Genomic DNA, 20,563 nt, shown 5'->3' with positions numbered 1-20,563 from the left:
TTGCCGGTTGGCGGGATCGAATCCTGGTAGGCATCCCCGCCGACCTGGTGGGCGGCCAAGCTCGCGAGGGCTCTCGAGTCACTGAATTCACTTAGCTAACACCAGTTCTAGCAGCTGTCGGCGCGACTTCTTGTCAGTGCCCGACGTTATGATTCGAACATGTTAGCGAATAGCCGGGAGGAGCTTGTCGAGGTCTTCGACGCGCTGGATGCCGAGCTGGACCGCTTGGACGAGGTGTCCTTTGAGGTGTTGACCACCCCGGAACGGCTGCGGTCTCTGGAACGTCTGGAATGCTTGGCGCGCCGGCTACCGGCGGCCCAGCACACGTTGATCAACCAACTCGACACCCAAGCCAGCGAGGAAGAACTGGGCGGCACGCTGTGCTGCGCGCTGGCCAACCGGTTACGCATCACCAAGCCCGAAGCCGCCCTACGCATCGCCGACGCCGCCGATCTCGGACCTCGTCGAGCACTCACCGGCGAACCGCTAGCCCCACAGTTGACCGCCACCGCCACCGCCCAACGCCAGGGCCTGATCGGCGAGGCGCACATCAAAGTGATTCGCGCCCTTTTTCGCCCACCTGCCCGCCGCGGTGGATGTGTCCACCCGCCAGGCCGCCGAAGCCGACCTGGCCGGCAAAGCCGCTCAATATCGTCCCGACGAGCTGGCCCGCTACGCCCAGCGGGTCATGGACTGGCTACACCCCGACGGCGACCTCACCGACACCGAACGCGCCCGCAAACGCGGCATCACCCTGAGCAACCAGCAATACGACGGCATGTCGCGCCTGAGTGGCTACCTGACCCCCCAAGCGCGGGCCACCTTTGAAGCCGTGCTAGCCAAACTGGCCGCCCCCGGCGCGACCAACCCCGACGACCACACCCCGGTCATCGACACCACCCCCGATGCGGCCGCCATCGACCGCGACACCCGCAGCCAAGCCCAACGCAACCACGACGGGCTGCTGGCCGGGCTGCGGGCCCTGCTCGCCTCCGGGAAACTGGGCCAACACAACGGTCTTCCCGTCTCGATCGTGGTCACCACCACCCTGACCGACCTGCAAACCGGCGCCGGCAAGGGCTTCACCGGCGGCGGCACCCTGCTACCCATGGCCGATGTGATCCGCATGACCAGCCACGCCCACCACTACTCCCCCGCAAGCGGGAGGTACCCCCAGGCGATCTTCGACCACGGCACACCCCTGGCGCTGTATCACACCAAACGCCTAGCCTCCCCGGCCCAGCGGATCATGCTGTTCGCCAACGACCGCGGCTGCACCAAACCCGGCTGTGACGCACCGGCCTACCACAGCCAAGCCCACCACGTCACCGCCTGGACCAGCACCGGACGCACCGACATCACCGACCTCACCCTGGCCTGCGACCCCGACAACCGACTCGCCGAAAAAGGCTGGACCACCCGCAAAAACACCCACGGCCACACCGAATGGCTACCACCACCCCACCTCAACCACGGCCAACCGTGGACCTGTGAGATACACTACACCTGTGCGTGCTGCTGTCTACCTCCGAATCTCAGAAGACCGCTCCGGCGAACAGCTCGGCGTGGCCCGCCAACGCGAGGACTGCCTAAAGCTGTGCGGGCAGCGAAAATGGGTGCCCGTCGAGTACCTCGACAACGACGTCAGCGCATCAACCGGCAAGCGCCGCCCCGCCTACGAGCAGATGTTGGCCGACATCACCGCCGGCAAGATCGCCGCCGTGGTGGCCTGGGACCTGGACCGGCTCCATCGCCGTCCCATCGAGCTGGAAGCCTTCATGTCATTAGCCGACGAGAAGCGGCTGGCCCTGGCCACCGTCGCCGGCGACGTTGACCTGGCGACACCCCAGGGCCGGCTAGTCGCCCGCCTGAAGGGGTCGGTGGCCGCTCACGAAACCGAGCACAAGAAGGCACGACAGCGCCGCGCCGCCCGCCAGAAAGCTGAACGCGGCCACCCCAACTGGTCGAAAGCCTTCGGCTACCTGCCCGGCCCCAACGGTCCCGAACCCGACCCCCGGACAGCGCCGCTGGTCAAACAGGCCTACGCCGACATCCTCGCCGGGGCGTCCCTGGGCGACGTGTGCCGCCAGTGGAACGACGCCGGGGCGTTCACCATCACCGGCCGCCCGTGGACGACTACAACGCTGTCGAAATTCTTGCGCAAACCCCGCAACGCCGGACTACGCGCATATAAGGGTGCCCGCTACGGCCCGGTGGACCGCGACGCGATTGTCGGCAAGGCCCAGTGGTCGCCGCTGGTGGACGAGGCGACGTTCTGGGCCGCCCAGGCCGTGCTGGACGCCCCCGGCCGCGCCCCCGGCCGCAAAAGCGTGCGCCGCCACCTGCTGACCGGGCTGGCAGGCTGCGGCAAATGCGGCAACCACCTGGCCGGCAGCTACCGCACCGACGGCCAGGTCGTCTACGTGTGCAAGGCGTGCCACGGGGTGGCCATCCTGGCCGACAACATCGAACCGATCCTGTATCACATCGTGGCCGAGCGGCTGGCCATGCCCGACGCCGTTGACTTGTTGTGCCGGGAGATTCACGACGCCGCCGAAGCCGAAACCATCCGCCTGGAACTGGAAACCCTCTACGGGGAGCTGGACAGGCTCGCCGTCGAACGCGCCGAAGGGCTACTGACCGCGCGCCAGGTGAAGATCAGCACCGACATCGTCAACGCCAAGATAACGAAACTTCAGGCCCGCCAACAGGATCAGGAACGGCTCCGAGTGTTCGACGGGATACCGTTGGGAACACCGCAAGTCGCCGGGATGATAGCCGAGCTGTCGCCGGACCGGTTCCGCGCCGTCCTCGACGTCCTCGCTGAAGTCGTTGTCCAGCCGGTCGGCAAGAGCGGCAGGATATTCAATCCCGAACGGGTGCAGGTGAATTGGCGATGAGCCGGCACCACAACATCGTGATCGTCTGTGACCACGGCCGCAAAGGCGATGGCCGCATCGAACACGAGCGCTGCGATCTTGTCGCGCCGATCATTTGGGTCGACGAGACCCAGGGCTGGTTACCGCAGGCGCCAGCGGTGGCAACATTACTCGACGACGACAACCAGCCGCGAGCCGTTATTGGCTTGCCGCCCAACGAGTCTCGCCTACGACCTGAAATGCGCCGCGACGGGTGGGTGCGGCTGCACTGGGAATTCGCCTGCCTGAGGTACGGCGCCGCCGGCGTGCGCACGTGCGAGCAGCGGCCCGTGCGGGTTCGCAACGGCGACCTGCAAACACTGTGCGAGAACGTTCCGCGGCTACTGACCGGACTGGCCGGCAACCCCGACTACGCACCGGGTTTTGCGGTGCAGTCGGACGCGGTGGTCGTCGCCATGTGGCTGTGGCGCACGCTCTGCGAAAGCGACACGCCGAACAAACTACGCGCCACCCCAACGCGTGGTAGCTGCTAGACTCCGACGTAGCCGGCTTCGACTCCGGGGTTTTGGTGTCCCCAAGGAGTCGCACGTGTCGACCATCTACCATCATCGCGGCCGCGTAGCCGCACTGTCTCGTTCCCGCGCATCCGACGATCCCGAGTTCATCGCCGCGAAAACCGATCTCGTTGCCGCGAACATCGCGGACTACCTCATCCGCACCCTCGCCGCAGCGCCGCCCCTGACTGACGAGCAGCGCACCCGGCTGGCCGAGCTGCTGCGCCCCGTGCGGCGGTCAGGCGGTGCCCGATGACCGCCGGCGCCGGCGGGTCGCCGCCGACGCGACGATGCCCGGCCACGGAGGACCGGGCACCCGCGACAGTCGCCACACCGTCTAGCGCCGATCCTACCGCGTCACGCGCCGTGTCGTGGTGGTCGGTGCACGAGCATGTCGCGCCGGTCCTGGATGCTGCCGGGTCGTGGCCGATGGCCGGCACACCGGCCTGGCGTCAGCTCGACGACGCCGATCCTCGCAAATGGGCCGCGATCTGCGACGCAGCCCGGCACTGGGCTCTGAGGGTAGAGACGTGCCAGGAGGCGATGGCGCAGGCGTCACGTGACGTATCTGCGGCCGCCGACTGGCCCGGCATCGCCCGCGAGATCGTCCGACGGCGCGGCGTGTACATCCCGCGGGCGGGGGTGGCGTGATGGCCGACATCCCCTACGGCACCGACTATCCCGACGCCCCCTGGATCGACCGGGACGGGCACGTGCTCATCGACGACGGTGGCAAACCGACGCAAGTTCATCGCGGCCAAGCCCGAATCGCCTACCGGCTAGCCGAACGTTACCAGGACAAGCTGCTGCACGTGGCCGGGATCGGCTGGCACTCCTGGGACGGCAGACGCTGGGCAGCCGACGACCGCGGCGAAGCCAAACGTGCAGTGCTGGCAGAGCTGCGCCAAGCGCTCTCAGACAGCCTCAACGACAAGGAATTACGCGCCGACGTCCGAAAATGCGAATCGGCGTCCGGCGTGGCCGGCGTGCTCGACCTGGCCGCCGCACTGGTACCATTCGCCGCGACGGTAGCCGACCTCGACAGCGACCCGCACTTGCTCAACGTCGCGAATGGGACGCTGGACCTGCACACGCTCAAATTGCGGCCCCACGCGCCCGCTGACCGCATCACAAAGATATGCCGCGGTGCCTACCAGTCCGACACCGAATCGCCTCTCTGGCAAGCGTTCTTGACCCGCGTTCTGCCCGATGAAGGTGTGCGCGGGTTCGTGCAACGCCTGGCCGGCGTCGGCCTACTAGGCACCGTCCGCGAACATGTCCTGGCGATTCTTATCGGTGTAGGTGCCAACGGAAAATCTGTGTTCGACAAGGCGATTCGCTATGCCCTTGGCGATTATGCCTGCACCGCTGAGCCTGACCTTTTCATGCACCGGGAAAACGCTCACCCAACAGGCGAAATGGACCTCCGCGGCGTGCGATGGGTAGCGGTATCCGAGAGCGAAAAAGATCGCCGGCTGGCCGAATCAACGATAAAACGGCTGACTGGCGGCGACACCATCCGCGCCCGAAAGATGCGGCAAGACTTCGTGGAATTCACGCCGTCACATACCCCACTGCTCATCACCAACCACCTACCGAGAGTGCCCGGCGATGATACGGCCATCTGGCGGCGAATTCGAGTGGTGCCGTTTGAAGTAGTGATTCCTGCCGACGAGCAGGACCGGGAACTGGACGCACGGTTGCAGTTGGAGGCCGACAGCATCCTGTCCTGGGCGGTGGCCGGATGGAGCGACTATCAGCGAATCGGACTATCCCAGCCGGACGCGGTGCTCGCGGCAACGTCGAATTACCGCGAGGACTCCGACACGATAAAGAGGTTCATCGACGACGAATGCGTCACCAGCTCGCCGGTGCTGAAAGCCACTACTACGCATCTGTTCGAGGCGTGGCAAAGGTGGCGGGTGCAAGAAGGCGTACCCGAAATCTCGCGCAAAGCGTTCGGCCAGTCGCTCGACACCCACGGATACCCGGTCACTGACAAGGCCCGTGATGGTCGTTGGCGGGCCGGAATAGCGGTGAGAGGGGCCGATGATTTCGATGATTAGCACACCTAACGTGACGCATGTGACGCATTTCCAGGTTCGCCTACGCGCGCGCACGTATGGCGGTTATACCGCGCAAACGTCACATGCGTCACGGCCTGCCGTGCCGTTCTGCCCAGGATGCGGTACCTACCTGGCCGTTCACGGCCGCCACCGGGCGGACTGTACCGCCAAACCAGCAAACACCGGCGGTGCCGCATGACCGCTGTCGCGATCACCCCGGCATCCGGCGGTCGGCACAGCGTCCGATTCGCCTACGACTCTGCGATCGTGTCGTTGATCAAGTCCACGATCCCCGCCTATGCCCGCTCCTGGTCCGCGCACACCCGCTGCTGGTTCATCGACGCTGACTGGACCCCACTGCTGGCCGCCGAGCTGCGCTACCACGGCCACACCGTCACCGGACCCGCCGACCCGGCGCAACAGCAGTGCACCGACTGGGCCAAAGCGTTGTTCCGGGCGGTCGGACCCCAGCGGACACCCGCCGTGTACAGGGCTTTATCCAAAGTGCTGCACCCCGACGCCCCAACCGGATGCCCGATACTGCAACAGCAGCTCAATGCCGCCAGAACCGCACTTACCAACCCTGCTTGAAAGGACACAAGCCATGGCTGAAACCCCCGACCACGCCGAACTGCGGCGACGAATCGCCGACATGGCTTTCAACGCCGATGTCGGTATGGCGACCTGCAAACGCTGTGGTGACGCCGTGCCGTACATCATCCTGCCGAACCTGCAGACCGGCGAACCCGTCATGGGTGTCGCCGACAACAAATGGAAGCGCGCGAACTGTCCCGTCGACGTCGGTAAGCCGTGCCCGTTCCTAATCGCCGAAGGTGTCGCCGACAGCACCGACGACACCATAGAGGTCGACCAGTGACCCCGATCAACCGGCCCCTGACCAACGACGAACGACAACTGATGCACGAGCTGGCAGTCCAGGTTGTCTGCTCGCAGACGGGTTGCTCACCCGATGCGGCGGTCGAAGCACTCGAATCCTTCGCGAAAGACGGAACACTTATCCTCCGCGGCGACACCGAGAACGCCTACCTCGAAGCCGGAGGCAATGTTCTTGTCCATGCCGATCGTGACTGGCTTGCCTTCCACGCGTCGTATCCCGGCAACGACCCGCTGCGAGACGCCCGACCTATCGAGCAGGACGACGACCAGGGGGCGGGGTCGCCATCGTGACCAGGCCCAGCCCGGACACCGCCACGGTGCCGGCGCGCATGCACGCTCATTACCTAGACTAAAAATTGATGGGAGGACCGATGCCAAGACCACCGAAACCGGCCCGGCTCAAACTGGTTGAGGGCCGCTCCCCCGGCCGCGATTCCGGCGGCCGGAAAGTCCCCGAGTCGCCGAAGTTTATCCGTCAGGCACCGGATGCCCCGGACTGGCTCGACGCCGAGGCGCTGGCCGAATGGCGGCGCGTCGCACCGACTTTGGAGCGGCTTGACCTGCTCAAACCTGAGGATCGGGCGCTCCTGTCCGCGTACTGCGAGACCTGGTCCGTCTACGTCGCGGCGGTTCAGCGGGTCCGCGCCGAAGGCCTCACAATTACCTCACCGAAATCCGGTGTCGTGCACCGGAACCCGGCGGTGACGGTTGCGGAGACGGCGCGCATGCATCTGCTGCGCTTGGCCTCCGAGTTTGGCCTGACCCCGGCCGCCGAGCAGCGACTGGCGGTGGCGCCGGGCGACGACGGCGACGGGCTCAACCCGTTTGCCCCGGACCGGTGATGACCTTTTGTGTGTGATACAATCGAGTTTGGCATCTCGGCATCCGCTGACGCCGGGCAGTCGCCGCGGGGCGGCTGGAACCCGGATAGCGGCCGCCATGCGCCACAAGCGATTCCGCGCGTTTCTTGCGTCTGCTAGGTGGTGGCCGAATTTTGAGTAGCATCCTTTTCCGCATGGCCGAGCTGCGGTCTGGCGAAGGCCGAACCGTGCACGGCACCATCGTGCCCTACAACGAGGCGACCACCGTCCGCGACTTCGACGGCGAGTTCCAGGAAATGTTCGCTCCTGGCGCTTTTCGGCGCTCCATCGCCGAGCGCGGCCACAAATTGAAGCTGCTGGTCTCTCACGACGCTCGAACCCGCTACCCGGTGGGCCGGGCCGTTGAGTTGCGGGAGGAGCCTCACGGCTTGTTCGGGGCGTTCGAGATTGCGGACACCCCGGACGGCGACGAGGCTTTGGCGAACGTAAAAGCTGGTGTCGTCGACTCGTTTTCGGTGGGTTTCCGACCGATCCGGGACCGTCGCGAAGGGGATGTGCTGGTGCGCGTCGAAGCGGCGCTGTTAGAGGTTTCCCTAACCGGCGTTCCGGCCTATTCGGGGGCACAAATCGCCGGGGTGCGCGCGGAATCGCTTACAGTCGTTTCCCGTTCGACAGCCGAAGCCTGGCTGTCCCTACTCGATTGGTGAACAATCTATGACCGAATTCGACGACATCAAAAACCTCTCTTTACCTGAAACCCGTGACGCGGCGAAGCAGCTCCTCGACAGTGTCGCCGGCGACCTGACCGGTGAGGCGGCGCAGCGTTTTCAGGCGCTGACGCGCCACGCCGAGGAACTGCGGGCGGAGCAGCGCCGCCGCGGCCGCGAAGCCGAGGAGGCGCTGCGCCGCTACCGGGCCGGTGAGCTGAGGGTGGTGCCCGGCGCTCCCACCGGCGGCGACGACGGCGACGCGCCGCCGGGCAACTCGTTGCGGGACACCGCGTTTCGCACACTGGATTCTTGTGTGCGAGACGGCCTGATGTCGTCGCGGGCGGCGGAGACCGCGGAAACCTTGTGCCGCACCGGGCCGCCGCAGTCCACCTCGTGGGCGCAGCGCTGGCTGGCGGCCACCGGCAGCCGCGACTATTTGGGCGCGTTCGTCAAGCGGGTTTCCAATCCTGTTGCGGGGCACACGGTTTGGACCGACCGGGAAGCGGCCGCGTGGCGTGAGGCTGCCGCGGTGGCCGCCGAGCAGCGAGCGATGGGCCTGGTGGACACCCAAGGCGGGTTTCTGATCCCGGCGGCGCTGGACCCGGCGATCCTGCTGTCGGGTGATGGGTCGACGAACCCGATTCGGCAGGTGGCGAGGGTGGTGCAAACGACCTCCGAGATTTGGCGGGGCGTGACTTCCGAAGGCGCCGAAGCTCGTTGGTACTCCGAAGCCCAGGAGGTGTCCGACGATTCGCCAGCGTTGGCCCAGCCGGCGGTGCCGAACTACCGTGGAAGCTGCTGGATTCCGTTCTCCATCGAGCTGGAGGGTGACGCGGCGAGCTTCGTTGGCGAGATCGGCAAGATTCTCGCGGACAGCGTTGAGCAACTGCAGGCCGCGGCGTTCGTCAACGGCTCCGGCAACGGCGAGCCCACCGGGTTCGTCAGCGCGCTAACCGGCACCTCCGATCAGGTGGTCGTCGGCGCGGGGTCAGAAGCGATTGTGGCGGCGGATGTTTACGCGTTGCAGTCGGCGCTGCCGCCAAGGTTCCAGGCCAGCGCCGCGTTCGCGGCGAACTTGTCCACCATCAACACGTTGCGGCAGGCGGAAACTTCGAATGGCGCGCTGAAATTCCCATCGCTGCACGACAGTCCGCCGATGCTAGCCGGGAAGTCTGTCCTGGAAGTCTCCCACATGGACACCGTTGATTCGGCGGTGACAGCGACGAATCATCCACTGGTGCTTGGCGACTGGAAGCAATTCCTCATCGTCGACAGAGTTGGGTCCATGGTGGAGTTGGTGCCTCACCTGTTCGGGCCGAATCGCCGGCCGACCGGGCAGCGCGGATTCTTCGCCTGGTTCAGGGTCGGATCAGATGTGCTGGTGCGCAACGCGTTTCGAGTTCTGAAGGTGGAGACTACCGCGTAGGTAGGATAGGGCCAGGCGTGGGCGGCCTCTGCTTAGGGGTGCCGGGCCGCCCACGCCGCCAACTCGCTGCGGGTTGCGTTGTCGATTCGTTTGAGCCGCCGGTAGGTGCCGGCGGAGATGCCGAGGGCTGCGCCGATAGCAGTGTCTGTTTTCGTCGAACGACGCTCCGATTCTGGCTTGGGGCCCATGGGCCCCAAGCCAGAATATCGAGCCTGGCGGCCATGGTCGCCGCCTTCCTGTTGCCGCTGCTTGGCTTTCGGCCGTTCCAGCTCGGCGATCCGGCGGCCAGCGGCGCCATTTGTTTCTCCGCGAACAGGCGGATTTCTTTGTCGTCGCTGCGGGTTGCGTTGTCGATTCGTTTGAGCCGCTTGTAGGTGCCGGCGGAGATGCCGAGGGCTGCGCCTACCTCCTTGTCAGTGTGGCGCTGAGACGGCTTTGGTTCCATGGGACCAAAGCCGGCATTGGTGATCGATGCACCGAGGCGACCACCCTCGCGTTGGCGCTCCTTGGCTTTCGGGCGTTCCAGCTCGGCGATCCGGCGACCAGCGGCGCCATTTGTTTCTCCGCGAACCGGCGGATTTCTTTGTCGTCGCTGTGGGTTGCGTTGTCGATTCGTTTGAGCCGCCGGTAGGTGCCGGCGGAGATGCCGAGGGCTGCGCCGATAGCAGTGTCTGTTTTCGTCGAATGACGCTCTGATTCTGGTTTGTAGCCCATGGGCCCCAAACCAGAATATCGAGCCTGGCGGCCATGATCCTGCCCCTCGCGCTGCCGCTGCTTGGCTTTCGGCCGCTCCAGCTCCGCGATCCGGCGGCCAGCGGCGCCATTTGTTTCTCCGAGATAGCTTCCGGCCCATGGGCCGGAAGCTATCCATGCCCCGCCCGTGGGACCGCCCAGCGTCCTGTTGCCGCGGTGTTCACCGTCAGCGCTCGTCTTCCGCTGGGCTTCCGCCGCCAAGCCCGATCATCCGGCTCCACGGCGGGGTGTCGTCGCCGTCGGGCTCGTCGTCGCCGGCGAGTCCGAGTTGCCGGTTGATGGCGGCTTGTTCCGGCCCGGAGCGGCCGGCCAGGATCGCCGGGCCGCACTCGTCGCCGCCGGCGGCGTCGGCGTGCTCGACGCTGATCCGCAGGAACGCTTCGAGCTCGCCGGTGTGCTCGTGCCGATTCAACGCGGCCTGCAGCCGAACGAGCGCTTCCCTCACCTCCAAGGGCGCGTCCGGGAACCACGCCCGGATCGTCTCGGCCACCTGGTCGCGGTCGCAGACGGCGCGGTCACCGGTTTCCAGGTCGGTTACCGTCACCAAGTGGTTGAAACGTGCTGGTGTGGTGGTCATGGTTGATCTCCTGGCGTGGAATGTTCTTCAGCAGTCCACGGCCAACCCCGCACCAACACCTTCCACCACCACGAGAAGCTGCTACGCCACAACGACGAGGACAACCACGACGATCCGTGAGAATCGCCGCCCGCGAAGATCTTTGGACATCCCCACATCGACGTGCGTCCTCGCCACCTGGCCAGCACCCGCCCGAACCCGCGAGCTGGCCATTAAGACGAAGTTGCGATCAAACCCCTTCGCCATCAAGCTTTTTGGGCCCGCCTCACCCCAGCAGGTACTCGGCACGCGTGTTGCCGTCCCAGCGGCGCAAGCCGGCGAACCGACCGTCAATCCGCGACGGCCGTCCCGCAATGCGCAGCGCCCGCCCCAATTGGTGACCACCGACCCGTCGGGCCAGGGTGACATGGGCGGTCCACTGACCGGGCAGGCTGTTGGCCATCGGCGCGGGCGCCAGGTGCGGGCCGCAGAGCCGGTGCACCTCGGCATGCAGGGCCAAAAGCTCGCTGGTCGGCACCACCAGCCGGGTGAACACGACATTGGCCCGCCCGAACAGCACCGGCGCGCCGATCACGCAGTCCAGCGGCAGCCGACGGGCAACCGCACCCAGCGGCTCATCGACCTCCGGGGCGATCCGTTCGGCCACCGCCAGCGACACGTGCGGACGGCTGGCCGGCGCCTGGCTGGGTATGCCGGCGGCGGCCAACCCCGCCCAGATGCGCCGGATCGCCGCCTCGGTATCGCTGTCGAAGACCAGCTCGATCGAATGCACCATCAGCCGACCAGCCCGGCAACCCAGTTGCGGTCGAACGCCGCCGCGCTCATCGCCGCGAAGTCCCCGGCATCCAGCGACGCGGCCCCGGCGGGCAGAGCGGCCCGCACCGTAGCAATGCGCGCCAGCGCGGACCGATTCGAGGCTGCCACCAACCCGGGCGGGTCCGGCCAGCTGCCGATCACCAGCCCTGCACATGAAACCTGTTGTGCAGCAAGCGCTTCCAACGTCAACTTGGTGTGGTTGAGGGTGCCCAGGTCCGCGGTGACCACCACCAAAGCCGCGGCGGCCACGTCGACGGCGACATCGCGCAGCGTGACGCCCGGCTCGGCGAGTTCGACCAGCAGCCCGCCCGCCCCCTCGACGAGGGTCAACCGCCCGGGACGGTCCAGGTCTGCGATCAGCCGCACGATCTGATCGCGGGCGGGCAACGCCATCCCGGCGTGTTCGGCGGCGGCGGCCGGGGCCATCGGCTGCGGATATCGCGCCAAGCCGGCCAGCTGGGTCACCCCGGCCAACCGGCCGACCTCGGCGAGGTCGTCGTCACCGCGGGCGGTGCCGGTCTGAACGGGCTTGCACACCGCCACGTCGATGCCGGCCTGACGTGCGGCCGACGCCAGCGCCGCGCAGACGACCGTCTTGCCGACCCCCGTGCCGGTCCCGGTGACGACCAGGATCGTCAACGGCGCGCCACGGCGAGAACATCCGTCAGCACCCGCCGGGCCAGCTCGAGCTCGCCGGCGTTCAGCGATGCGCGCGCGGTCAGCCGCAGCCGCGACGTACCCGCGGGCACCGTCGGCGGCCGGAAGCAGCCCACCTTGACCCCGGCGTCCAGGCAGGCCGCCGCGGCGGCCACTGCCGACTCCGGCTCGCCCAGGATCACCGACACCATCGCCGAGTCCGGCACCGCAGCCACACCGCACATCCGCGCAAGTTCACCAGCGTGGTTGAGCACCGCCTGCGGTCGCCACGGCTCGGCCTGCAAGACGCGCAGCGCGGCCCGTGCGGCACCCACCGCCGCCGGCGCCAGACCGGTGTCGAAGATGAACGGCCGGGCAGCATCGATCAGATGGGCCCGCACCGGCGTCGGCCCGAGCACCACACCACCCTGGCTGCCCAGCGCCTTGGACAGCGTGGTGGTCATCACCACGTCGGGCGCACCCGCTAGACCTAACTCGTAGAGCAGCCCGCGTCCGCCGCCACGCACACCCAGGCCGTGCGCCTCGTCCACCAGAAGCAGCGCACCATGACGCCGGCAGACCTCAAGCAACTCCCGAACCGGCGCCAGCGAGCCGTCGGCGCTGAACACCGAGTCGGTGACGACGACGGCGCGCTGCTCGTCGCGCGATCGCAGCGCGGCGTCCACGGCGTCGACGTCGCGGTGCGGCGTCACCACAACCCGCGCCCGCGACAGCCGACAGGCATCCACCAACGACGCATGCGAACGGGCGTCGGACACCAGCAGGGAACCCGGGCCGGACAGGCCGACCACGGCGCCCAGGTTGGCCGTGTAGCCAGAGGAGAACAGCAATCCCGCGGCAGCGCCGACGAACTCGGCGAGCTCGGCCTCGAATTGCTGGTGCAGCTTGGTGTCGCCGGTAACCAGGCGCGACCCGGTGGCGCCGGCGCCCCAGATCCGCAGCGCCTGGACGCCGCCGTCGATGACGGCGGGATGTCGGGACAGACCGAGATAGTCGTTGGAGGCCAAGTCCAGCTCGGTGGCGACCGCGGGACGCGGCCGCAGGCAGCGCCGCAGTCCGGCCTCGTGGCGCTGCCGCTGCACCGCGTCCAACCAGGCCAACGGTGAATCGTCGATCCGTGCCTGCGTGGCGGCTTTCATGGCAGTGAGCCTACGAGCCGTGCGACCTCGACCATCGCCGAGGTGATCTGCGTGATCTCGGCCGGTGTGCAGATATAGGGCGGCATGGCGTAGACCAGGTTGCGAAACGGGCGCAGCCACACGCCTCGATCCAGCGCCGCGGGAGTCGCGACGGCCAGGTCGACCGGTCGGTCGCATTCGATGACGCCGATCGCGCCGCACACCCGCACATCGGTGACGGCGGGCAGCGCCCGGGCGGTATCCAGGCCGGCGGTCAGCCCGGCGGCCAGTTCGGTGATGCGCGTGCGCCAGTCCTGGCCGAGCAGCAGCTCCACACTGGCCACCGAGACCGCACAGGCCAGCGGATTGGCCATGAAGGTGGGGCCGTGCATCAGCGCCCCGGCCGCACCGGCGCTGATGGTGTGCGCGACGTCGGCGGTGCACAAGGTGGCGGCCAAGCTGAGGTAGCCGCCGGTGAGCGCCTTGCCGACACACATGATGTCCGGGCTCACCCCGGCGTGGTCGGCGGCGAACAACGCGCCGGTGCGGCCGAAGCCGGTGGCGATCTCATCGAAGATCAGCAGCACCTCGTAACGGCGGCAGATGTCCCGCAGGTCGTGCAGATAGCGCGGGTCGTGAAAACGCATACCGCCCGCACCCTGCACGACCGGCTCCACGACCACCGCGGCCAGCTCGCCGGCGTGCTGCGCCAGCTGCGCCTCGAACGCCGCGCTGTAGGCGGGATCGTAGTCCCGTGGCACTTGTGGCGCGAACACTTGGGCGGCCAGGACGTCGGTCCACAGCGAGTGCATGCCGCCGTGCGGGTCGCAGATGCTCATAGCCAGGAAGGTGTCGCCGTGATAGCCGCCGCGCCAGGTCATGAGCCGTCGCTTGCCGGGCAGGCCGCGGCCGCGCCAGTACTGCAGCGCCATCTTGGCCGCGACTTCCACCGACACCGAGCCGGAGTCGCTGAAGAACACCGTGTCGAGACCCGCCGGGGTGATGTCGACCAGCAGCTTCGCCAGCCGGGCCGCCGGCTCGTGAGTCAGCCCCCCGAACATGACGTGGTTCATCACCCGCAACTGGGTGGTTAACGCCTGGTCCAGAGCGGGGTGGCCGTGCCCGTGGATCGCGGTCCACCAGGAGCTCATCGCGTCGAGCACCTCGATCGGCTGGCCGTCGCGAATCAGCGTCAACCACGCTCCGTGGGCGGCGACGGCCACCACCGGCGACACGGCTTCCCTGCCGATGGAGCTGTAAGGGTGCCACAGATGGGCGCCATCGACCGCGATGATCTGCTCGGGCGTCAACCCGCCAGTCGCCGCAGCCATGGAGATCGAGGGTAATGCAGCCACGCCACGGCCCATCCCAGTAACGGTCGCCAAAACCTCTGCCATCGGGGAGCATGCATGCATGGCACCGCCGAATCAGCCTGAAGACACTCAGCCCGATGCTGGCACCGAATCCCGGTCGGCTCTAGACGAGCCCGACGAGCGGACACCCCCACGGGTACTCACGCTGCGGATAGCGCCCTGGGACGTGGTATGTACCGTAGCGATATTGGCAGTATTTCTGGTCATGGTCACGATGACTAGCTGGCCATCACGGCTCTTCGCCTTCACCGACAACGTGTGCCCGCCGGATGCTTGCCCGCTGGTACCGTTCGGCGTCAACTATTACATCTACCCGGTGATGTGGGGAGGGATCGGTGCGGCCATCGCCACAGCCGTCATCGGCCCCTTCGTTTCCATGTTGAAGGGCTGGTACATGTCCTTCTGGCCGATCATCTCGATCGCCGTCATCACCGTCACCTCCATCGCGGGCTACGCGATAGCGGGATTCAGCGAACGCTATTGGCATTAATCGCGCGTGACTGAAATCACAACTGCCGATCAAAGATTGAGCGCGGCAGTCACCGTCCGGTCACGTTACGGCAAAAAGACTTCTGGTGGATCTGGCCAGCTATGGACGCGGCCGGCATCTGTTGTCAAAGTGTCTGTAGTGATTGGTGTGAATAAAGTGACTTCCGGCTGGAATGGCAGACGGTGAAGTCACGTGCTGAGGCACACACCACCCGAGAGTGCCAAGGAGGTTACAACCCCATGAAACGCAGCATGAAAAGCGGCTCCTTCGCGATCGGTCTGGCAATGATGCTCGCCCCGATGGTGGCCGCGCCCGGTCTTGCGGCCGCAGACCCGGCCACGCGGCCGGTGGATTATCAACAGATCACCGACGTCGTGATCGCGCGCGGGCTGTCGCAGCGCGGCGTGCCGTTCTCCTGGGCCGGCGGCGGCATCAGCGGCCCCACGCGCGGCACCGGTACCGGCATCAACACCGTCGGGTTCGACGCCTCCGGTTTGATCCAGTACGCCTATGCCGGTGCCGGGCTAAAGCTGCCGCGTTCTTCCGGCCAGATGTACAAGGTTGGGCAAAAGGTCCTGCCGCAGCAAGCGCGCAAGGGCGACCTGATCTTCTACGGCCCCGAAGGCACGCAAAGCGTCGCGTTATACCTCGGGAAGGGCCAGATGCTGGAGGTGGGCGACGTCGTCCAGGTTTCGCCGGTGCGCACCAACGGCATGACGCCTTACCTGGTCCGGGTTCTCGGGACCCAGCCGACGCCCGTCCAACAGGCGCCGGTCCAGCCAGCGCCGGTCCAGCAAGCGCCCGTCCAGCAAGCGCCCGTCCAACAGGCGCCCGTCCAACAGGCGCCGGTCCAACAGGCGCCGGTCCAGCAAGCGCCCGTCCAGCAAGCGCCCGTCCAGCCGCCTCCCTTCGGCACCGCGCGCTCACGCTAACGGTCCCGCTTGCTTTCTCGCCTCCCAAACCCGCCTCCTGCTTCCCGCTGCTCAGCGCGCGAAGCAGGAGGCTGGTTTGGGTAAATTAACTGTCAACCATGTTGACCCTGTCGCCGCCTCGCCCACCGGCCTTGACCCCGGAGCCGGCCTTGCCCCCGGTTACCATGGGGACCCGTACGACCGGCTTTTACCGGCACGACCTGGACGGATTGCGCGGTGTCGCGATCGCCCTGGTGGCAGTGTTCCACGTTTGGTTCGGCCGGGTTTCCGGCGGAGTAGACGTGTTCCTGGCGCTGTCCGGCTTCTTCTTTGGCGGGAAAATACTTCGCGCCGCCCTCAACCCGGATCTGTCACTCTCGCCTATAGCCGAAGTGATCCGACTCATCCGCCGGCTGCTCCCGGCACTGGTTGTGGTCCTCGCCGGCTGCGCGCTGCTCACCATCGCAATACAACCGCAGACGCGGTGGGAAGCGTTTGCCAACCAGAGCCTGGCCAGCTTGGGGTATTACCAGAATTGGGAGCTGGCTAGCACGGTCTCCAACTATCTGCGAGCCGGTGAAGCGGTGAGCCCCTTGCAGCACATCTGGTCTATGTCGGTGCAGGGTCAGTTCTATCTCGCTTTCCTGCTGCTTGTTGCCGGGTGCGCCTACTTGCTGCGCAGACTGTTTCGGGGCCCGCGGGCCCCGTACCTGCGGACGATGTTTGTGGTGTTATTGAGCACGTTGACGTTGGCCTCATTCATCTATGCCATCGTTGCGCATCACGCCTACCAGGCGACCGCTTACTACAACACCTTCGCGCGGGCCTGGGAGTTGTTGGCGGGAGCACTGGTCGGCGCTGTGGTGCCCCATGTGCGCTGGCCGATGTGGCTGCGCACCGCGGTGGCCACCGCCGCGCTGGCGGCGATACTGTCGTGCGGCGCCCTGATCGACGGTGTCAAGGAATTTCCAGGGCCGTGGGCGCTGGTACCCGTCGGAGCCACGATGCTGATGATCCTTGCCGGAGCCAACCGGCAGGGCCATCCCGGTACCCGCGACCGGCTGCCACTGCCCAATCGCCTGCTAGCCACCGCTCCGTTGGTGGCGCTGGGCGCGATGGCCTATTCCTGGTATCTGTGGCATTGGCCGCTGCTCATCTTCTGGCTCTCCTACACCGGGCACCGGCACGCCAACTTTGTCGAAGGCGCGGCAGTCCTGCTGGTATCCGGGTTGCTGGCATACCTGACCACCCGGCTTGTCGAAGACCCATTACGCTATCGGGCACCCGCCGGCGTGAGATCGCCGGCGGCGGTCCCGCCGATTCCCTGGCGGCTGCGGCTGCGTCGGCCAACGATCGTGCTGGGATCTGTGGTGGCACTGCTTGGCGTCGCTCTTACCGCGACCTCGTTCACGTGGCGTGAGCACGTCATCGTCCAGCGCGCCGCCGGCAAAGAGTTGAGCGGGTTGAGCTCCCGCGACTATCCCGGGGCGCGGGCCCTGATCGACCACGTCCGGGTGCCCAAGCTGCGGATGCGCCCAACCGTCCTGGAAGTCCGTCACGACCTGCCGACCTCGACCAAGGACGGCTGCATCAGCGACTTCGTCAACCCGGCGATCATCAACTGCACCTACGGCGATGTGGACGCACCCCGGACCATCGCACTGGCCGGGGGTTCACACGCCGAACACTGGCTGACCGCACTGGATCTGCTGGGTCGCATGCACCACTTCAAGGTGGTGACGTACCTCAAAATGGGTTGCCCGTTGTCCACCGAGGAAGTCCCGCTGATCATGGGCAATAACGCTCCCTATCCGCAGTGTCACCAGTGGGTGCAAGCGGCGATGGCCAAGTTGGTCGCTGACCACCCCGACTACGTTTTCACAACCTCGACTCGACCGTGGAACATCAAACCCGGCGATGTGATGCCAGCAACCTATGTCGGGATCTGGCAAACGTTCGCCGACAACAACATTCCCGTTCTCGCGATGCGGGATACCCCTTGGCTGGTCAAGGACGGCCAACCGTTCATCCCTGCGGACTGCCTGGCCAAAGGCGGCAATCCGCAGTCGTGTGGGATCGCGCGGTCCAAGGTGCTGGTCGATCGGAATCCAACCCTCGACTTCGTTGCGCGGTTCCCGCTGCTTAAGCCACTCGATATGTCCGACGCGATATGCCGGACCGACACCTGCCGCGCGGTCGAGGGAAATGTTCTGGTGTACCGCGACAGTCATCACCTGACCCCCACCTACATGCGGACGATGACCAGCGAGCTCGGTCGGCAAATCGCGGCGAACACCGACTGGTGGTGACGCCTACACCCGCCGGAGAACCTGGATAAGGTCGTGTGATGTCGTCGAACAACGCCGGGGAGTCCGACGGGACCGGGCCCGCTCTACCCACGGTGTGGCCGGGCAACGCCTATCCGCTTGGAGCCACCTACGACGGCGCCGGGACCAACTTTTCGTTGTTCTCCGAGATCGCCGAGAAGGTCGAGCTATGTCTGATCGACGAGGACGGCGTCGAGTCGCGGATCCCGCTTGACGAGGTGGACGGGTACGTCTGGCATGCCTATCTGCCGAACATCACCCCCGGCCAGCGCTACGGGTTTCGTGTGCACGGGCCGTTCGACCCGGCGGCCGGCCATCGGTGTGACCCCAGCAAGCTGCTGCTCGACCCGTATGGGAAGTCGTTCCACGGCGATTTCACCTTCGGGCAGGCGCTGTATTCCTATGACGTCAACGCCGTCGACCCGGACAGCACTCCCCCGATGGTCGACTCGCTGGGCCACACTATGACCAGCGTCGTGATCAATCCGTTCTTCGACTGGGCATACGACCGGTCGCCGCGCACCCCGTACCACGAGACCGTAATCTACGAAGCGCATGTCAAAGGCATGACACAGACCCATCCCAGTATCCCGCCCGAACTCCGGGGCACCTACGCCGGCCTGGCCCACCCGGTGATCATCGACCACCTCAACGAGCTCAACGTCACCGCCGTTGAGTTGATGCCGGTGCACCAGTTCCTACACGACTCCCGGCTGCTGGACCTCGGCTTGCGAAACTACTGGGGTTACAACACCTTCGGATTCTTCGCCCCGCACCATCAATACGCGTCGACCCGGCAAGCCGGCAGCGCGGTAGCCGAGTTCAAAACCATGGTGCGCAGCCTGCACGAAGCCGGCATCGAGGTCATCCTCGACGTCGTCTACAACCACACCGCTGAAGGCAACCACTTGGGTCCGACGATCAACTTTCGCGGAATCGACAACACCGCCTACTACCGACTGATGGACCACGACTTGAGGTTCTACAAGGACTTCACCGGTACCGGCAACAGCCTCAATGCCCGCCACCCACACACCCTGCAGCTGATCATGGATTCGCTGCGCTACTGGGTGATCGAAATGCACGTCGACGGGTTCCGGTTCGACCTGGCGTCCACGCTGGCCCGCGAGCTGCACGACGTCGACCGGCTGTCGGCATTCTTCGATCTGGTGCAACAAGATCCGGTGGTCAGTCAGGTCAAGCTGATCGCCGAGCCATGGGATGTCGGCGAAGGTGGCTACCAGGTTGGCAACTTCCCAGGACTGTGGACGGAATGGAACGGCAAGTACCGCGACACCGTGCGCGACTACTGGCGAGGCGAGCCGGCCACCCTAGGCGAATTCGCCTCCCGGCTGACCGGGTCGTCGGACCTCTACGAAGCAACCGGCCGCCGGCCCAGTGCCAGTATCAATTTCGTCACCGCCCACGACGGGTTCACACTCAACGACCTGGTCTCGTACAACGACAAGCACAACGAGGCCAATGGCGAGAACAACCGCGACGGGGAAAGCTACAACCGATCGTGGAACTGCGGTGTCGAGGGCCCCACCGATGACCCCGACATCTTGGCGCTGCGTGCCCGCCAGATGCGCAACATGTGGGCCACGCTTATGGTCAGCCAGGGCACGCCGATGATCGCCCATGGCGACGAGATTGGGCGCACCCAATACGGCAACAACAACGTCTACTGCCAGGACTCCGAATTATCTTGGATGGATTGGTCATTGGTGGACAAGAATGCCGATCTGCTAGCTTTCGCACGCAAGGCGACGACCTTGCGCAAGAACCACAAGGTGTTTCGCCGACGCCGGTTCTTTGAGGGTGAACCGATCCGCAGTGGCGACGAAGTCCGCGATATCGCCTGGTTGACACCGAGCGGTCGGGAGATGACGCACGAGGATTGGGGCAGAGGCTTCGACAGGTGTGTTGCGGTGTTTCTCAACGGTGAAGCCATTACCGCACCGGACGCCCGTGGTGAGCGAGTAGTCGACGATTCATTCCTGTTGTGCTTCAACGCCCATGACCACGACGTGGAGTTCGTGATGCCGCATGACGGCTATGCGCAGCAGTGGACCGGAGAGCTGGATACCAACGATCCCGTCGGTGACATCGACCTGACGGTAACCGCCACTGACACGTTTTCGGTACCTGCGCGCTCGCTGCTGGTCCTGCGTAAGACGTTGTGAAA

22 protein-coding genes and 1 pseudogene are annotated in these 20,563 nt (G+C 66.1%); 17 read left to right on the top strand and 6 right to left on the bottom strand.

Annotation, left to right across the window (positions count from 1 at the left end; genetic code table 11):
• Positions 1-159: 159 nt before the first annotated feature.
• The 13 genes and pseudogenes from FF952_RS08425 to FF952_RS08365 all read left to right on the top strand — a co-directional run.
• Positions 160-1,504: pseudogene (locus tag FF952_RS08425) on the top strand (HNH endonuclease signature motif containing protein); the annotation flags it as partial.
• Positions 1,491-2,900, top strand: coding sequence for a recombinase family protein (locus FF952_RS08420; protein ID WP_129467346.1), 1,410 nt, complete (start codon positions 1,491-1,493; stop codon positions 2,898-2,900). The pseudogene FF952_RS08425 and the gene FF952_RS08420, both read left to right, overlap by 14 nt.
• On the top strand, positions 2,897-3,412 hold the full coding sequence (locus FF952_RS08415) for a hypothetical protein (protein WP_003903978.1): 516 nt from the start codon (positions 2,897-2,899) through the stop codon (positions 3,410-3,412). The genes FF952_RS08420 and FF952_RS08415 overlap by 4 nt, the downstream gene beginning before the upstream one ends.
• A gap of 55 nt (positions 3,413-3,467) precedes the next feature.
• A complete protein-coding gene (locus FF952_RS08410) occupies positions 3,468-3,689 on the top strand; it encodes a hypothetical protein (protein WP_003900694.1) in 222 nt (73 codons plus the stop codon).
• Positions 3,686-4,084: a DUF2742 domain-containing protein gene (locus FF952_RS08405; RefSeq protein WP_003900695.1), complete on the top strand. Its 399-nt coding sequence runs from the start codon at positions 3,686-3,688 to the stop codon at positions 4,082-4,084. Before FF952_RS08410 ends, FF952_RS08405 begins: the two co-directional genes overlap by 4 nt.
• Positions 4,084-5,499 carry a phage/plasmid primase, P4 family gene (locus tag FF952_RS08400; RefSeq protein WP_003903975.1) on the top strand — a complete coding sequence of 472 codons (1,416 nt, stop codon included), beginning with the start codon at positions 4,084-4,086 and terminating at the stop codon, positions 5,497-5,499. Before FF952_RS08405 ends, FF952_RS08400 begins: the two co-directional genes overlap by 1 nt.
• Positions 5,500-5,694: 195 nt before the next feature.
• Positions 5,695-6,090 (top strand): hypothetical protein, encoded by a 396-nt coding sequence (locus FF952_RS08395; protein WP_003900698.1) that lies wholly within the window; start codon positions 5,695-5,697, stop codon positions 6,088-6,090.
• 13 nt (positions 6,091-6,103) lie between these two features.
• Positions 6,104-6,376: a hypothetical protein gene (locus tag FF952_RS08390; protein WP_003900699.1), complete on the top strand. Its 273-nt coding sequence runs from the start codon at positions 6,104-6,106 to the stop codon at positions 6,374-6,376.
• Positions 6,373-6,687, top strand: a complete 315-nt coding sequence (locus FF952_RS08385) for a hypothetical protein (protein WP_003900700.1) — start codon at positions 6,373-6,375, stop codon at positions 6,685-6,687. Before FF952_RS08390 ends, FF952_RS08385 begins: the two co-directional genes overlap by 4 nt.
• Positions 6,688-6,767: 80 nt before the next feature.
• Positions 6,768-7,238 (top strand): phage terminase small subunit P27 family, encoded by a 471-nt coding sequence (locus FF952_RS08380; protein ID WP_003900701.1) that lies wholly within the window; start codon positions 6,768-6,770, stop codon positions 7,236-7,238.
• A gap of 152 nt (positions 7,239-7,390) precedes the next feature.
• Positions 7,391-7,924: an HK97 family phage prohead protease gene (locus FF952_RS08375; RefSeq protein ID WP_003914984.1), complete on the top strand. Its 534-nt coding sequence runs from the start codon at positions 7,391-7,393 to the stop codon at positions 7,922-7,924.
• Between the two features lie 7 nt (positions 7,925-7,931).
• Positions 7,932-9,353, top strand: coding sequence for a phage major capsid protein (locus FF952_RS08370; protein WP_003908713.1), 1,422 nt, complete (start codon positions 7,932-7,934; stop codon positions 9,351-9,353).
• A gap of 221 nt (positions 9,354-9,574) precedes the next feature.
• Positions 9,575-9,727: a hypothetical protein gene (locus FF952_RS08365; protein WP_017351282.1), complete on the top strand. Its 153-nt coding sequence runs from the start codon at positions 9,575-9,577 to the stop codon at positions 9,725-9,727.
• 28 nt (positions 9,728-9,755) lie between these two features.
• On the opposite strand, the gene FF952_RS08360 is transcribed toward FF952_RS08365, so the two are convergent.
• The 6 genes from FF952_RS08360 to FF952_RS08335 all read right to left on the bottom strand — a co-directional run bounded on the left by FF952_RS08360 (position 9,756) and on the right by FF952_RS08335 (position 14,605).
• A complete protein-coding gene (locus FF952_RS08360) occupies positions 9,756-10,307 on the bottom strand; it encodes a hypothetical protein (RefSeq protein WP_144080268.1) in 552 nt (183 codons plus the stop codon).
• A complete protein-coding gene (locus FF952_RS08355) occupies positions 10,273-10,683 on the bottom strand; it encodes a hypothetical protein (RefSeq protein ID WP_003904648.1) in 411 nt (136 codons plus the stop codon). Before FF952_RS08355 ends, FF952_RS08360 begins: the two co-directional genes overlap by 35 nt.
• A 265-nt stretch (positions 10,684-10,948) precedes the next feature.
• A complete protein-coding gene (locus FF952_RS08350) occupies positions 10,949-11,458 on the bottom strand; it encodes a 2'-5' RNA ligase family protein (protein ID WP_003407809.1) in 510 nt (169 codons plus the stop codon).
• Positions 11,458-12,138, bottom strand: coding sequence for a dethiobiotin synthase (gene bioD, locus FF952_RS08345; protein WP_003407806.1), 681 nt, complete (start codon positions 12,136-12,138; stop codon positions 11,458-11,460). Before bioD ends, FF952_RS08350 begins: the two co-directional genes overlap by 1 nt.
• Positions 12,135-13,295 carry an 8-amino-7-oxononanoate synthase gene (locus tag FF952_RS08340; RefSeq protein WP_003407805.1) on the bottom strand — a complete coding sequence of 387 codons (1,161 nt, stop codon included), beginning with the start codon at positions 13,293-13,295 and terminating at the stop codon, positions 12,135-12,137. The genes bioD and FF952_RS08340 overlap by 4 nt, the downstream gene beginning before the upstream one ends.
• Positions 13,292-14,605, bottom strand: a complete 1,314-nt coding sequence (locus tag FF952_RS08335) for an adenosylmethionine--8-amino-7-oxononanoate transaminase (RefSeq protein WP_003407803.1) — start codon at positions 14,603-14,605, stop codon at positions 13,292-13,294. The genes FF952_RS08340 and FF952_RS08335 overlap by 4 nt, the downstream gene beginning before the upstream one ends.
• Before the next feature lie 82 nt (positions 14,606-14,687).
• Here FF952_RS08335 and FF952_RS08330 point away from each other — a divergent pair, with 82 nt between their 5' ends.
• The 4 genes from FF952_RS08330 to glgX all read left to right on the top strand — a co-directional run bounded on the left by FF952_RS08330 (position 14,688) and on the right by glgX (position 20,561).
• Positions 14,688-15,137 (top strand): hypothetical protein, encoded by a 450-nt coding sequence (locus FF952_RS08330; RefSeq protein ID WP_003911567.1) that lies wholly within the window; start codon positions 14,688-14,690, stop codon positions 15,135-15,137.
• 239 nt (positions 15,138-15,376) lie between these two features.
• Positions 15,377-16,069, top strand: coding sequence for an NlpC/P60 family peptidoglycan-binding protein RipD (gene ripD, locus FF952_RS08325; RefSeq protein ID WP_003407798.1), 693 nt, complete (start codon positions 15,377-15,379; stop codon positions 16,067-16,069).
• Positions 16,070-16,167: 98 nt separating this feature from the next.
• Positions 16,168-18,357 (top strand): acetyltransferase SucT, encoded by a 2,190-nt coding sequence (gene sucT / locus FF952_RS08320; protein WP_003407794.1) that lies wholly within the window; start codon positions 16,168-16,170, stop codon positions 18,355-18,357.
• Between the two features lie 38 nt (positions 18,358-18,395).
• Complete coding sequence (gene glgX / locus FF952_RS08315) at positions 18,396-20,561, top strand: glycogen debranching protein GlgX (RefSeq protein ID WP_003898930.1); 2,166 nt, start codon at positions 18,396-18,398, stop codon at positions 20,559-20,561.
• Positions 20,562-20,563 lie beyond the last annotated feature (2 nt).

The organism is Mycobacterium tuberculosis complex sp. N0072 (assembly GCF_030323725.1).
Lineage (GTDB): Bacteria > Actinomycetota > Actinomycetes > Mycobacteriales > Mycobacteriaceae > Mycobacterium > Mycobacterium tuberculosis.
The sequence above is the reverse complement of the archived record's forward strand: the minus strand, read 5'-3'. Positions and strand labels throughout refer to the sequence as shown.

Coding starts and splice junctions, on each gene's coding strand:
- FF952_RS08390 (WP_003900699.1), top strand. CDS start 6,104: ATGGCTGAAACCCCCGACCACGCCGAACTGCGGCGACGAATCGCCGAC.
- FF952_RS08335 (WP_003407803.1), bottom strand. CDS start 14,605: ATGGCTGCGGCGACTGGCGGGTTGACGCCCGAGCAGATCATCGCGGTC.
- FF952_RS08400 (WP_003903975.1), top strand. CDS start 4,084: ATGGCCGACATCCCCTACGGCACCGACTATCCCGACGCCCCCTGGATC.
- FF952_RS08370 (WP_003908713.1), top strand. CDS start 7,932: ATGACCGAATTCGACGACATCAAAAACCTCTCTTTACCTGAAACCCGT.
- FF952_RS08340 (WP_003407805.1), bottom strand. CDS start 13,295: ATGAAAGCCGCCACGCAGGCACGGATCGACGATTCACCGTTGGCCTGG.
- FF952_RS08330 (WP_003911567.1), top strand. CDS start 14,688: ATGGCACCGCCGAATCAGCCTGAAGACACTCAGCCCGATGCTGGCACC.
- FF952_RS08355 (WP_003904648.1), bottom strand. CDS start 10,683: ATGACCACCACACCAGCACGTTTCAACCACTTGGTGACGGTAACCGAC.
- FF952_RS08405 (WP_003900695.1), top strand. CDS start 3,686: ATGACCGCCGGCGCCGGCGGGTCGCCGCCGACGCGACGATGCCCGGCC.
- FF952_RS08380 (WP_003900701.1), top strand. CDS start 6,768: ATGCCAAGACCACCGAAACCGGCCCGGCTCAAACTGGTTGAGGGCCGC.
- ripD (WP_003407798.1), top strand. CDS start 15,377: ATGAAACGCAGCATGAAAAGCGGCTCCTTCGCGATCGGTCTGGCAATG.
- FF952_RS08395 (WP_003900698.1), top strand. CDS start 5,695: ATGACCGCTGTCGCGATCACCCCGGCATCCGGCGGTCGGCACAGCGTC.
- FF952_RS08415 (WP_003903978.1), top strand. CDS start 2,897: ATGAGCCGGCACCACAACATCGTGATCGTCTGTGACCACGGCCGCAAA.
- FF952_RS08350 (WP_003407809.1), bottom strand. CDS start 11,458: ATGGTGCATTCGATCGAGCTGGTCTTCGACAGCGATACCGAGGCGGCG.
- sucT (WP_003407794.1), top strand. CDS start 16,168: ATGTTGACCCTGTCGCCGCCTCGCCCACCGGCCTTGACCCCGGAGCCG.
- FF952_RS08365 (WP_017351282.1), top strand. CDS start 9,575: ATGGTCGCCGCCTTCCTGTTGCCGCTGCTTGGCTTTCGGCCGTTCCAG.
- glgX (WP_003898930.1), top strand. CDS start 18,396: ATGTCGTCGAACAACGCCGGGGAGTCCGACGGGACCGGGCCCGCTCTA.